We start from the raw sequence: 13,474 nt of genomic DNA, 5'->3' as shown, positions 1-13,474 counted from the left end.
TGAAATAAAACCGAAAACGACGAAATACTCAATTTTTAGGATGTTTATCTAAGGGGATACCCTTGCGCAACTCCACTGGTTGCGGCTTTTTGCGGTTAGATCGTATTTTAAGATTGAGCATTTCAACTGCAAGAGAGAACGCCATAGCGAAATAGACATAGCCTTTAGGTACATGAAATCCGAATCCTTCGCCAACTAAGGTCATGCCTATTAAAATTAAAAAGCTAAGAGCCAACATTTTAATGGTCGGGTGTTTGTCGACAAAATCGCTGACCGACTTTGCTGCCACCAACATGACACCTACCGAAATAATTACGGCAATGACCATAACACTTAGCTGTTCAGCAAGGCCAACAGCTGTAATGACTGAATCCAGCGAAAAAACGACGTCCAGAATGGCTATCTGTATAAGAATTCCGATAAAAGAAGCGGCAACCGGAGACTTTTCAGATTGAGAGTCGCCCTCTAAAGCATGGTGAATTTCTAATGTGCTTTTGCCAAGCAGAAACAGACCACCCAATAGGAGTATCAAATCGCGCCCTGAAATTTCTTCTGCAAAGATACTGAATAGCGGATCGGTAAGAGTCATTACCCAGGTTAGAGAAAAGAGCAGGAGTAGTCGGGTTCCCATTGCCAGACCCAAGCCAATGGTGCGGGCTTTGTCACGTTGATGTTCCGGCAGGCGGCCAACCAAAATAGAAATAAATATGATGTTATCAATACCCAGAACAATTTCTAAGGCGGTTAAGGTTGCCAGCGCAATCCAGGCTTCTGGCATGGTAATCCATTCGAACATGTTGACCTCTGTAGTCCTGATAAAATGATAACTGCTATATTGAAAGGTATTAGTGATAAAAACAATCGATTTTAGATTGTCGACAATTTAGTTTGGTTTGCCTTGCAAATATGGTTTTTTTCATGGAAAATAGCCAAATCAATAATTACTGTCGACAATTAATGCAGATAGTCAGCCCTTTAGAACGTTCCGCCATTACTTCATCAGACCGCGTTTTGTTTGAAATACAGCGCGCTATTGTCGAAGGAGATATCGCGGCGGGTTGTAAAATTAGCGAACCGGAGCTTGCCCGACGCTTCAATGTCAGCAGAGCGCCATTGCGTGAGGCTTTGGCCCGGCTCGAACGCTGCCATCTTATTGAACGAATTCCGAACGCCGGTGCCAGAGTGGTTACCCTGTCTCTGGAAGGATTAATTTCGTTATATCAAATACGGGAAGAGCTTGAAGGCTTGGCCTGTCGTTTAGCGGCAGAGCAAATGCCTGACAATGAAATTGACGAGTTAAGACAGCTTTTAGATAAGCATCTGGAAACTCAGCGGGTTCGTGAAGGTGAAAGTTACTATCAGGAAGCCGGCGATCTCGACTTCCATTATCGCATTATACTCGGCAGTAAAAATCAGTATTTAATTAATATGCTTTGCGACGAACTCTACTATCTTGTCCGTATGTATCGAGTACAGATGGGCATGAACGGTCCGAGAGTTTCGCGCGCCTTCGATGAACATAAGGCCATTATTAATGCTATTGCTAATCGCGATGGTGAACTGGCCGATCTGCTAATGCGCCGCCATATTGGCGCGTCTCGTAAAAACATTGAATTACGGTTACAAACAGAAAAGGAAACATCATGACTCATATGACAAGCCCGGGTGCTAAGTTGCGCCAAGCTATTGCCGACGAAAATCCTTTACAGATTGTAGGTACCATTAACGCCTATACAGCAATGATGGCAGAAAAGGTTGGGCATAAAGCGTTATACCTTTCCGGCGCTGGGGTGGCGAATGCGTCTTTCGGTTTGCCTGACTTAGGCATGACGTCGTTAAATGATGTTTGTGAAGACATTCGCCGTATTACTGCAGCAACCGATCTACCTCTGTTAGTTGATGCTGACACTGGCTGGGGCGGGGCATTTAATATTTCCCGTACGGTTAAAGAAATGACTCGTGCCGGTGCTGCCGGAATGCACATTGAAGACCAGGTTGCTCAAAAACGCTGCGGACACCGCCCAAATAAGGAAATTGTGACTCAGGAAGAGATGGTAGATCGCGTGAAAGCGGCAGTCGATGCACGTATCGATGACCAGTTTCTGATCATGGCGCGTACCGATGCCTTGCAACAACAAGGCCTGGAAGCGGCTATTGAACGTGCGCAGGCTTGTGTGGATGCAGGCGCTGATGCCATTTTTGCGGAAGCCGTTCATACGCTTGATCAATATAAAGCCTTCACCGAAGCTTTGAATGTACCGGTTCTGGCAAATATCACTGAATTTGGCGCAACGCCATTGTTTAACAAACAGGAACTGGCTGACGTTGGGGTGGAAATTGTTCTTTACCCTTTAAGTGCTTTCCGGGCAATGAACAAAGCCGCACTGAACGTCTACAATAGTATTTTAGAGAACGGTGATCAGAAAGCCGTTGTAGATGACATGCAGACTCGCGCAGAGTTGTATGACTTTTTGAACTATCACGATTTTGAAGAAAAACTAGATCAATTATTTAAAAAGTAGCCTGACATTTATGTCAGGTGAGATATCGTTCCTGACGTAAACGTCAGGCTACGAGCGATGGCAGATATCAAATACAAGAAATCAAGAAGGGAACAACATTATGGCAGAGAAGAAACTAAGCGGCGCAGGTTTGCGCGGACAGTCAGCCGGCGAAACGGCACTATGTACTGTTGGTAAAAGTGGTTCAGGTTTAACCTACCGTGGGTATGACATTTCTGAACTGGCGGAAAAAGTCAGTTTTGAAGAAGTAGCTTACCTTTTAGCTAAAGGTGAGTTACCGAATAAGCAACAGCTTACAGACTACAAAAAGCGTTTGAAGTCACTACGCACCTTACCTCAGGAAGTTAAAGACGTGCTTGAGCGTATTCCAAAGTCAGCGCATCCAATGGACGTTATGCGTACCGGTTGTTCTATGCTGGGTAATTTGGAAACAGAAGAAAGCTTTGATGAAGCCGATGACCATATCGAACGCATGTTGGCGACTTTCCCGGGTATCGTACTGTATTGGTACCGTTTTACTCACGACGGTGTTCGTATTGATACCGATTCTGAAGAAGAGTCTATTGGTGCACACTTTCTGCGCCTGTTACACGACAAAGCACCTTCAGAGCTGCATGCGGCAGTAATGAATACTTCGTTAATTTTGTATGCTGAGCATGAGTTCAACGCATCAACCTTTACGGCTCGTGTTTGTGCATCAACACTATCCGACATTCACTCTTGTGTGACCGGTGCCATTGGTTCATTACGCGGCCCACTTCATGGTGGTGCAAACGAAGCGGCAATGGAGCTGATTGAAGGCATGAAAGACGCTGACGATGCGGAACAGAAGCTGAAAGGCATGCTGGAACGCAAAGAGAAAATCATGGGCTTTGGTCATGCCATTTACCGTGACTTCGATCCACGTAATGATGTGATTAAAGCCTGGTCTAAGAAGTTGTCTGAAGAAGTTGGCGACAGCCGCTTGTACGACGTTTCGGTACGTTGTGAAAAAGTCATGTGGGACGAGAAGAAACTCTTCCCGAATGCTGACTTCTTCCATGCCTCGGCTTATCACTACATGGGCATTCCAACTAAATTGTTCACGCCAATTTTTGTGATGTCGCGTGTTACCGGCTGGACTGCTCATGTCAAAGAGCAGCGTGCAAACAACCGTATTATCCGCCCAAGTGCCGATTATACTGGTCCAGAGCCGCGTAAAGTTCCGGCTTTAGAAGAGCGTTAATCTGTTCTTCGACTGATAAATAGTACAGGAGCAGTCATCTACTGCTCCTTTTTTCGTTTAACGATGACGATAAGTGGTAACTCATGACTTCATACCGTAAAAAACTCGCTGGTACTACGCTCGAGTATTTTGATACTCAAGCCGCTGTAGATGCGATTGAACCGGGTGCCTATGCGCGCCTGCCTTATACTTCCCGTGTATTAGCTGAAAACTTAGTCCGTCGCTGCCCGGCGGATATTCTGACGCAATCGTTAGAACAGTTGATTTACCGCAAAAAAGAACACGATTTCCCATGGTTTCCGGCACGCGTTGTCTGTCATGATATTTTAGGTCAGACAGCCTTAGTGGATTTAGCCGGATTGCGTGACGCCATTGCTGAAAAAGGCGGGGACCCCGCGAAAGTGAACCCTGTGGTACCAACCCAGTTGATTGTTGACCACTCACTGGCCGTTGAGCACGCGGGTTTTGATAAAGACGCTTTCGAGAAGAACCGGGCGATAGAAGACCGTCGTAACGACGATCGTTTTCACTTTATTAACTGGACCAAAACCGCGTTTAAAAACGTTGATGTGATTCCTCCAGGTAACGGCATCATGCACCAGATCAACCTGGAGAAAATGTCGCCGGTCGTGCAGGTGCGCGACAACGTAGCCTTTGTTGATACCTGTGTGGGAACTGACAGCCATACGCCAATGGTTGATGCCTTAGGCGTTATCTCTGTGGGCGTAGGTGGCCTGGAAGCAGAAAGCGTTATGCTGGGGCGTGCATCTTATATGCGCCTACCTGATATTATTGGCGTTGAGCTTAGCGGTAAGCTTCAACCGGGTATTACCAGTACGGATTTAGTTTTGGAAATGACTGAATTCTTGCGTAAAGAACGTGTTGTTGGGGCCTATCTGGAGTTTTATGGGGAAGGCGCAGAAGCCTTAACGGTAGGCGACCGTGCAACCATCTCAAATATGACTCCGGAATACGGCGCGACTGCGGCCATGTTCTATATCGATGATCAAACTATCGATTATCTAAAACTGACCGGTCGTGACGATGACCAGGTTGAACTGGTTGAGCACTTTGCCAAAGAAACCGGATTGTGGGCTGACAGCCTGAAGTCGGCTGAATATGGTCGGGTACTTAAGTTCGATTTATCAAAAGTTAAGCGTAACCTGGCCGGGCCATCGAACCCGCATTCGTTGTTACCGGCATCGGAACTGTCTGAGCGTGGTGTAGCTAAGCACATCGAGAATCCGGAAGAAGGCAAAATGCCTGACGGCGCGGTGATTATTGCGGCTATTACCAGCTGTACTAATACCAGTAACCCACGCAATATGATTGCCGCTGGCCTCATTGCCCGTAACGCGAACAAACTGGGGTTAACCCGTAAGCCGTGGGTAAAATCATCGCTGGCTCCGGGTTCAAAAACGGTCAAAATGTATCTGGAAGAAGCTGAACTGTTGCCTGAACTGGAAGATTTAGGCTTTGGCGTAGTAGCTTTTGCCTGTACTACCTGTAACGGCATGAGTGGTTCGTTAGACCCGAAAATACAGCAGGAGATCATTGACCGTGACCTGTTCTCCACGGCGGTGTTGTCTGGTAACCGTAACTTTGATGGCCGCATTCACCCCTATGCTAAGCAGGCGTTTCTGGCTTCGCCGCCATTGGTTGTAGCTTACGCCATAGCGGGTACTATTCGTTTTGATATTGAGAAAGACGTGCTGGGAATTGACCCTGACGGTAACCCGGTAACGCTGAAAGACATTTGGCCAAGCGATGAAGAAATTGATGCAATTGTGAAACAGAGCGTTAAACCTGAGCAATTCCGTAAGGTTTATGACCCAATGTTTGATCTGTCAGTTGATTATGGCGAGAAAAATAATCCGCTGTATGACTGGCGCCCGCAAACCACTTATATTCGTCGTCCGCCATACTGGGAAGGCGCACTAGCCGCAGAACGTACCATGAAGGGCATGCGTCCGTTAGCCGTACTGGGCGACAATATCACCACCGACCATTTATCACCGTCAAACGCCATTATGGCTGACAGTGCAGCGGGTGAGTACCTGGCGAAAATGGGCGTGCCGGAAGAGGACTTTAACTCTTACGCAACGCACCGTGGTGACCATTTAACTGCGCAACGCGCGACCTTTGCTAACCCGAAACTGTTTAATGAAATGGTGAAAGGCGAGGACGGTAAAGTGATTCAGGGCTCGCTGGCACGCATTGAACCTGAAGGTAAAACCGTGCGCATGTGGGAAGCCATTGAACACTATATGGAAAACAAGCAGCCGTTGATTATTGTGGCCGGTGCTGACTATGGTCAGGGCTCGTCTCGCGACTGGGCGGCAAAAGGCGTACGTTTAGCCGGCGTTGAAGTCATTGTTGCTGAAGGTTTTGAGCGCATTCACCGTACCAACCTGATTGGTATGGGCGTACTGCCGCTGCAGTTTGAAGAAGGTACCACACGTAAAACGCTGAATATTGACGGCACTGAAACCTTTGATGTGAAAGGTACGCCTGAAGCTGGTGCAAGACTGACATTGGTTATTCATCGTGCCAATGGTGACAGTGAAGAAGTTCCGGTACAGTGCCGCTTAGACACCAAAGAAGAAGTGTCGATTTATGAGGCTGGCGGTGTGTTGCAGCGCTTTGCTCAGGACTTTTTAGAAGCAGAAGCAAGCTAAGGAGTTCTCATAATGAAACAGAAACCACAAATCAAAATTCCCGCCACTTATATGCGTGGAGGGACCTCGAAAGGGGTCTTCTTTCGACTGCAGGATTTACCCGAACCGGCGCAACAACCGGGGGCCGTGCGTGATGCGATGCTGATGCGCGTAATCGGCAGCCCGGATCCTTATGCTAAGCACACTGACGGTATGGGAGGTGCTACTTCAAGCACCAGCAAAACGGTTATTGTGTCGAAAAGTACTCAACCAGAGCACGATGTCGATTATCTTTTTGGTCAGGTGTCTATCGATAAGCCTTTTGTCGACTGGAGCGGAAACTGCGGAAATTTATCCTCGGCAGTAGGACCATTTGCTATTGCTAATGGCTTGGTTGACGCAGAGCGTATACCTGATAACGGTGTGTGCGAAGTCCGTATCTGGCAAGCCAATATTGGTAAAACCATTGTCAATAAAGTGCCTATGGTCAATGGTGAAGTGCAGGAAACCGGTGACTTTATTCTGGATGGTGTGACCTTCCCGGCGGCTGAAGTGCCGGTGGAGTTTATGGACCCATCTGCCGACGGTGAATCAATGTTTCCTACCGGTAACCTTATTGATGATTTAGAGGTTCCGGGCATTGGTACATTAAAAGCCACGATGATTAATGCGGGCATCCCGACCATTTTTCTTAATGCGGAAGAAATTGGATACGACGGCACTGAGCTGCAGGAAGTCATTAACGGCAGTCCGGAAGCGCTGGAGCGCTTTGAAACGATCCGAGCCTATGGTGCGGTGAAGATGGGTTTGATTGATGAGGTTGCCGAAGCGGCTAACCGTCAGCACACTCCGAAAGTTGCTTTTGTTGCACCGCCAAAAGACTACACCGCATCCAGTGGCAAAGTCATTAAGGCTAACGACATTGACTTGCTGGTAAGAGCTATGTCGATGGGAAAACTGCATCACGCCATGATGGGAACCGCTGCTGTTGCTATCGGCACCGCTGCGGCTATTCCAGGTACAACCGTTAATTTAGCGGCGGGCGGTAAAGACCGTACCATGGTGAATTTCGGTCATCCTTCAGGTACCTTGCAGGTAGGCGCTGAATGCAAACAGGTGAATGGTCAATGGACAGCCATTAAAGCCATTATGAGTCGCAGTGCCCGGGTGTTAATGGAAGGGCAGGTGCGTATTCCGGGGGATGTTCTTTAAATGGAACAAGCCACGCAAGTCAAGTTACTTAAAGTTGCCATGATTACCGGCATTACCCTGATTTTATTAGGTCATGTGGTGCTGGTTGTGACTATTGGCAACGATGATATTGATTTTCGTGGCTATATTTTGGGGGCAGCGATGAATGCTGTTGGTGTTATTCTGTCGCTGCCCACCAAAATTTATCTCACTCTGGTGCTAATGGAAAAGGAAGAAAAAAGTAATAAAAATACGCACTGGAGCGATATTAATTAGTTTTACTCGGTAAACCTTAATCCGCGTATCCCCATGGAGTAGCTGGTGTTTCAACCGGCTCCGTTAAGTCAAAGTCCACCCGAAACTCGCGGCCTTCTCTGACCAAACGATACGTAAAGGTTTTGTCGTGAATGTACATTTGCCAGGTGTTTGTATTTGACTGTGGGACGCCAAGTTCAATAAATAGCTCTTTAGAATAGGCATCGACAGGAAAGGATTGTGCAGTTGCATAGCCCTTGTCAGTCGTATGCCCGCCATACATAGTTAATGGATCATAATTGCCATCAGGTTTACGATGATCGTGTTTTAGGCTAATACCTGAGCCTGTTTGCGTTAATATCCAGGTACGCGAGTGGTTGTCTCCAACATGAAAAGGAATTTCTATTCGCTGCTCACCACACTTACGAACGTGCATCACCAAATCCCCTTCGAACCCTTCTGACTTTGGCGTATCGACTGTTACCTCGCCTGCATAAGAGTTACCGCAATGCTTGTTTATAGCAGCAAAAAACTCAGCCTGAGCCTGAGTTGAAACCATTGGCGCGGGTTTAATAACTTGATCCTGAGCGACCGAGGTATGAGATAATGCCGTTCCTAAAAGTAAAGTAAGAATGGAAAGCCTGATTTTCATTGTTGTTACCTTTTTTGCTTTTTTTAAACCAATTTCTGATACGGTTTTTCCTGAAACTAAGAGGGGAAGGGTGGTATTAATTAGCTCCAGAGTCCAGACATTTTACTTAACTTCACACGCATAGAGTGAAACGGAAAAGCTATTCGCATGTGCTTGCGGTTGCGCTATGAAACAGAAAAAGAAGACCCGACAATATGAAAGTCAGGCCTTATAGTCGCTAAGCTTGTAATTAAGCGGTTTTGAACTCCATAGCTAAATCTTGTAATTCCCTGGCGGATTTAGCCTGTTCCTCGGTTACGCTCTTAATTTCCTGAGAACCTGTCAGAATAAGAAGCGATGCTTCATTAACTGACTCCATATTGTTGGCAATATCTTTTGCTACAGCAACTTGCTCTTCGGATGCGGTCGCTATTTGAGTCGACATTTCGGAGATACTATTTATATCCTCAGATATGATTGCAAAAGCCTGCTCTAGCTCTCTGGCTTGTTCCTCTGTTGCTGTGGCTATAGATTTACTTTCATTCACATCTTTATAAGCGGCATCTGATAGCTGCTGAAAACCGGTCAGCATTTCGGATATTTCATTGGTTGAATTGTGAGTCTGGCTTGCTAATTTGCGCACCTCGTCGGCTACGACCGAAAAACCTCGACCATGTTCACCTGCGCGAGCGGCTTCTATTGCAGCATTTAGAGCTAATAAGTTAGTCTGGTCGGCGACATTTTGAATAACGTCAATAACGCGATTAATGTTAACGCTGCGTTCCTGCAATTGACTAATTACTTCGCCGACATTTCCTATCGCAGATGCCAGCGCTCTGACACTGTTAATACTTTCGCGAACAGCGGCTTCACCTTTGTTTTTGCTGTTGATGGAACTATCGGCAGCATCCGCAACGCGCTGAATATTCTCGCTAATTTCTGATGCGGTTGCGCTCATTTCTTCAGTGGCAGTAGCGACCTGTTCCGTTTGTTTTTGCTGACGGGTTATTTGTTCCGAGTTTTGCGAAGCCGTAGAGCTTGTTTCTTCGGTTGCCGTGGCTAGCTGAACACTCATTTGATCAATTTTATTCAAAGAAGCGTTAAACTTCTCCAGCAACTGGTTAAAAGCCGAACCAATATTCCCCAGTTCATCCGTTGTTGTACTTGACACTTTCCGGCGTAAATCTTTGTTTTTCATTACAAAGTCTATACCCTCGAGTAGTTCTTTTACCTGGCTGTATATTCCTTTCAGAATAAAGAAGGTGAGTACGACAATTGCCAGAATAAACGCAGAAATAAGAATAACTAACAGCCACAGCTGGCTCAATGTATCGCTTGCTGTTGCCATAGAAGATTCACTAACGACTTCGAGAACAGCTTGGTTTGCTTTATTTATTCTGGCGATATACTGCGTACTGAGCTGGAACCATTCCATACCGCTCAGTTGAGAAAAAACATCGCTTTCCAGAAGTTGTTCACGTGTGGCTGTTACTTTAGCCAGCTCTGACGAATTTATAAGTTCTTCTATTAGCGGTTTTAATGACTTATTCGCGGCATAGAAGGCGTTATCCAGCAGCGCATGCTGTTGTCCGGACAGACTTTGCAATTTAGCCAGTTCTTTCGTATTGGCATTTCCGGAGGCTAAATAAGCAGCGACAGATGCGCGCTCCTTACCTGCGGCTTCTGCTGTATTTGCCATTAAAGAATAGGTGCTAAGTTCCCGCGTAATTTGGGAATTTGAGGACTCAGCAGTGACATCATCGACAATACTAAGCAGTGTGCTTATTGCCTGAGTATAAAGGTTTACCATTTGCTGGCGATCCATTTGGCGGCTGTCTATTTTGCCGCGCCACTCATCCAGTTTATTGTTTTGCACAGCTTCAATTTTTTGCTGAATTTTCCTTGAAAGTGGTATTTCAGCTGCAATATTTTGTGTTTTAGTTAAAAACTGGTTAATAGATTGATCCAGCTCATCGCGCTGCCGCTGTAAATTGTCTACATTATTCTGACTGAAGCCAGAGGCCATAGTCAGTGCCGAAAGGCCGCGCTCACGTTGTAAGGCTCCAACGACAGGAGCACTGGCAACGGTTAAATCAGTTAATAATTCAATATGGTGTGCTTCTGAGTAACGCTGATATGTAGAAACCAAGTTCGTTATCGCAAGAAACATCATCATAAATAACGGGGGAAGCACCAACAACAGTAGTTTGTTGCGCATTGATAAATTGCCTAACCAGTTCATATTTGCCCTCAATTCGCCTAAGCCGAAATTGAATATTATATTTGTCATCGGCACGACAATCGCTCACCTTCAAGGTGTACCTCACAACGAGTAGATCAAGGTAGCCAAATCTCACCAAGAGGGGTATCTGGCTCAAAGTGATGGGCTATCTGAGCCTGCAAAAGCTCAGCGCACGCCAGTGCGTCAGTTAACGCATTATGCGGCGGGTAAAAGGGCAGGTTATAGCGGGTACGACTGTCGGCAAGGCGAATGGATTCCGGTTTTTTGCCGCGTAGTTTTTGCCATAAGGATAATGGTTTACGGTGGAATCGAGCTTCAATTTCCATAGTATCAATAAGCGGAAACTGGATGTTTTCATGCAGCCGCTCTTTAATCCCTCGTTGCAGGAAAGGGCGTTCAATGCCGTGGTAATGAACAACCCAGACTTTTCCGGCCACAAGCTCCAGTAGTTCATCAATAATACTTTCTAAATCGGGCGCGTGTTCAATTTCGCTATGAGTAATACCATGTATAACGACGGATTCATCCGTAAGACTGCGTCGTGGTTTAACAACCCAGCTTTTTGCCTCTGAAAATAAAATTCGCTCTGTGGTCATCGGTATTGCGGCGATGCTGACTATGCCATGCTGTTCAGGATCTAAGCCCGTGGTTTCAAAGTCGACGGCAACCATGGGCGTTTTATTAATGGGCGTATCCGGCGAACTGATACCCTGATTATAATACTTTTTAAGCGCCTGAGAGTGGCTCAGCTGTTCTAAGGTCTCAAATTGTTTGGGCCAGTCAATGTTCTTAGATTTTCTGGGTTTTTGCTTTTGTTTGTTTTCCGGGGCGAGATAAAGCATTGCTTAGCCTCCCGAGTAACGGTAACGCAAATATTTTTGTGCATTACTTAGAATTTGAAAGGCGTCTTTTAAGTTTTTACGTTCAAAATGAGATAAGTCTTCCGGAGCAACGTTATTGTCAGGAACTTCACCAGCCGAAATAGCTAACGCCTGATGTCTAATTCTCACCATAGAAATCAGTTCCAGGGCATCACGTAAATCTGGTCCGCGACCTTGTGGCAAAATTTGTGACTCAATAATATCTTCAAGACGAGTAAAGGAGTTGCGCTGTGATGAACCAATGGCCAGAGCATGCACACGGATCAAATCTGCAACCGGGCCGGTGCCGCGACGTTTGGTATTGATGCTGTCACGGTGTTTGCCATCCTTTTCCATGACAAAATCTTTAAAAAAGCCCAGAGGCGGTGTGCGGTTTAGCGCATTACGTGCCATAGAACCTAAAAATCGTTTGTTACCTTTGGCTTTTTTTCGAATTAGTGAATTGAGCTCATCGGCGAATTTTTGTTGCCCCCAGACACCGTCCAAATCAAAAAATATGGAAGAGTGCAGCAGCTTTTCCGGTGACGGGTTTTCAATCCAGTCGGTAAAATAGTTTTTCCACACTTTTAACGGTTGTCGCCAAGCATCGGTGGTGGCCATAATGCCGCCCGTACAATAGGTGTAGCCGCAGGCATTTAAGCCGTCGGCCACAAAGCCCGCTAACTCTTTAAAGTAGGCATCGTGCTGTTTGGGATCAAAATCGTCGTGTAAAACCATAGCGTTGTCCTGATCCGTGACAATACTTTGCTCGTCACGTGCCATTGAACCCAAAGCCAGGAAACAGTAGGGCACCGGCGGCGGTCCGAATTTCTCCTCGCCAAGCTCTAAAAGCCGCTGTTTGAACGAACGACCAATGGTAGCCATTGCCGAACCTATCATCCGCGAGTTCGCATCTTCGTTAACCATGCGCACAAAACTGGCGCGGACACTTTCTGCAAGTTCGGTTAGCTCTTCAATAGAGTTTTGCTTAAAAATACCACTGACAATAAACAGAGTACTTTTTGACTCATGCTGTGCCACATCCGATAAAGCTATGACACCTACAACCTGACCTTTTTTCAGTACCGGCAAATGGTGAAGGTTGGTTCGCATCATTATCAACAAAGCTTCGAACACGCGGTTATTATGCTGAACAAATGTCAGGTTCTCGGTCATTATAGAAGAAACGGGGTGGGTACTGGACCGGTTTACCGCCAGAACACGCTTGCGTAGGTCTTTGTCCGTTATAATCCCCACAGGAAGATGCTGTGTTTCATCAATAATAAGCAGTGATGATACTTTCTCATCCGTCATTTTAGCGGCGGCATCATGAATACTGGCGTTTAAATCAATAGAAACCGGCTCGCGCGTAATGATTGTATCAACGGTCGCAGAAAGCGATTCATTACGGTTTTCCTGCTCTTTTACGGCTTGATTTACGCGCCTGTGTCCTTCGACTTCCACTGCGTCGGCAAAGCTGTCGTATTCATCGAACAAGCGATTAAACAAACTGCCGGGAATAAAGTAGATAAGCGTATCTTCTAATGCTTTGACAGGGTAACGAACCTTGCCTTTACGCAGTAAACCCGCTTCACCAAAAAAACCACCTTCGCTTAAACGATTAAACAGGTCGCCGTTACGGTTGTAGGTTTCTACTGAACCGTTCCTAATGACGTATAAATCAGAAATTGACTCATTATATTCAAGTACTTGAGAGCCGGCTTTGAAATAGCTGATTGCAGTGTTTTTGGCAAGCTCAACAAGTTCGTCTTCAGGTAACTCATTGAAAGGAGGGAAACGACGTAAAAAATTCAGAATTTCCAGATGTTCGGCTTCCATAATTGTACCTGTTATAGCAAAAGCGGCGCTTCAGCGCCGCTTTTAAATGGGT

General features: G+C 46.1%; 11 protein-coding genes. 6 read left to right on the top strand and 5 right to left on the bottom strand.

Features of this window, described 5'->3' with window-relative positions; genetic code table 11:
- Positions 1-28: 28 nt before the first annotated feature.
- Complete coding sequence (locus tag NJR55_RS11305) at positions 29-796, bottom strand: TerC family protein (RefSeq protein ID WP_253620034.1); 768 nt, start codon at positions 794-796, stop codon at positions 29-31.
- 161 nt (positions 797-957) lie between these two features.
- On the opposite strand from NJR55_RS11305, the gene NJR55_RS11300 reads away from it, so the two are divergent.
- The 6 genes from NJR55_RS11300 (at position 958) to NJR55_RS11275 (ending at position 7,871) form a co-directional block, all read left to right on the top strand.
- A complete protein-coding gene (locus NJR55_RS11300) occupies positions 958-1,647 on the top strand; it encodes a GntR family transcriptional regulator (RefSeq protein ID WP_253620444.1) in 690 nt (229 codons plus the stop codon).
- Positions 1,644-2,522, top strand: a complete 879-nt coding sequence (prpB, locus tag NJR55_RS11295) for a methylisocitrate lyase (protein WP_253620033.1) — start codon at positions 1,644-1,646, stop codon at positions 2,520-2,522. The genes NJR55_RS11300 and prpB overlap by 4 nt, the downstream gene beginning before the upstream one ends.
- Before the next feature lie 100 nt (positions 2,523-2,622).
- Complete coding sequence (prpC, locus tag NJR55_RS11290) at positions 2,623-3,747, top strand: bifunctional 2-methylcitrate synthase/citrate synthase (RefSeq protein WP_253620032.1); 1,125 nt, start codon at positions 2,623-2,625, stop codon at positions 3,745-3,747.
- Positions 3,748-3,830: 83 nt separating this feature from the next.
- Positions 3,831-6,425: a Fe/S-dependent 2-methylisocitrate dehydratase AcnD gene (gene acnD, locus NJR55_RS11285; RefSeq protein WP_110013226.1), complete on the top strand. Its 2,595-nt coding sequence runs from the start codon at positions 3,831-3,833 to the stop codon at positions 6,423-6,425.
- 12 nt (positions 6,426-6,437) lie between these two features.
- Positions 6,438-7,616 carry a 2-methylaconitate cis-trans isomerase PrpF gene (gene prpF / locus NJR55_RS11280; protein ID WP_253620031.1) on the top strand — a complete coding sequence of 393 codons (1,179 nt, stop codon included), beginning with the start codon at positions 6,438-6,440 and terminating at the stop codon, positions 7,614-7,616.
- Positions 7,617-7,871, top strand: coding sequence for a hypothetical protein (locus NJR55_RS11275; protein ID WP_253620030.1), 255 nt, complete (start codon positions 7,617-7,619; stop codon positions 7,869-7,871).
- 16 nt (positions 7,872-7,887) lie between these two features.
- On the opposite strand, the gene NJR55_RS11270 is transcribed toward NJR55_RS11275, so the two are convergent.
- From NJR55_RS11270 to NJR55_RS11255, 4 genes are all read right to left on the bottom strand, one after another.
- The gene (locus NJR55_RS11270; protein WP_253620029.1) at positions 7,888-8,502 is read right to left on the bottom strand and encodes a hypothetical protein; all 615 of its coding nucleotides are present in this window, start codon (positions 8,500-8,502) and stop codon (positions 7,888-7,890) included.
- A 229-nt stretch (positions 8,503-8,731) separates the two neighbouring features.
- A complete protein-coding gene (locus NJR55_RS11265) occupies positions 8,732-10,699 on the bottom strand; it encodes a methyl-accepting chemotaxis protein (protein WP_253620028.1) in 1,968 nt (655 codons plus the stop codon).
- A 119-nt stretch (positions 10,700-10,818) separates the two neighbouring features.
- Positions 10,819-11,565, bottom strand: coding sequence for a 3'-5' exonuclease (locus NJR55_RS11260; protein WP_253620027.1), 747 nt, complete (start codon positions 11,563-11,565; stop codon positions 10,819-10,821).
- Between the two features lie 3 nt (positions 11,566-11,568).
- Positions 11,569-13,422 (bottom strand): DUF294 nucleotidyltransferase-like domain-containing protein, encoded by a 1,854-nt coding sequence (locus NJR55_RS11255; protein ID WP_253620026.1) that lies wholly within the window; start codon positions 13,420-13,422, stop codon positions 11,569-11,571.
- Between the last annotated feature and the right edge of the window lie 52 nt (positions 13,423-13,474).

It is taken from the genome of Idiomarina rhizosphaerae, assembly GCF_024159085.1.
In the GTDB taxonomy this organism is placed as follows: domain Bacteria; phylum Pseudomonadota; class Gammaproteobacteria; order Enterobacterales; family Alteromonadaceae; genus Idiomarina; species Idiomarina rhizosphaerae.
The sequence above is the reverse complement of the archived record's forward strand: the minus strand, read 5'-3'. Positions and strand labels throughout refer to the sequence as shown.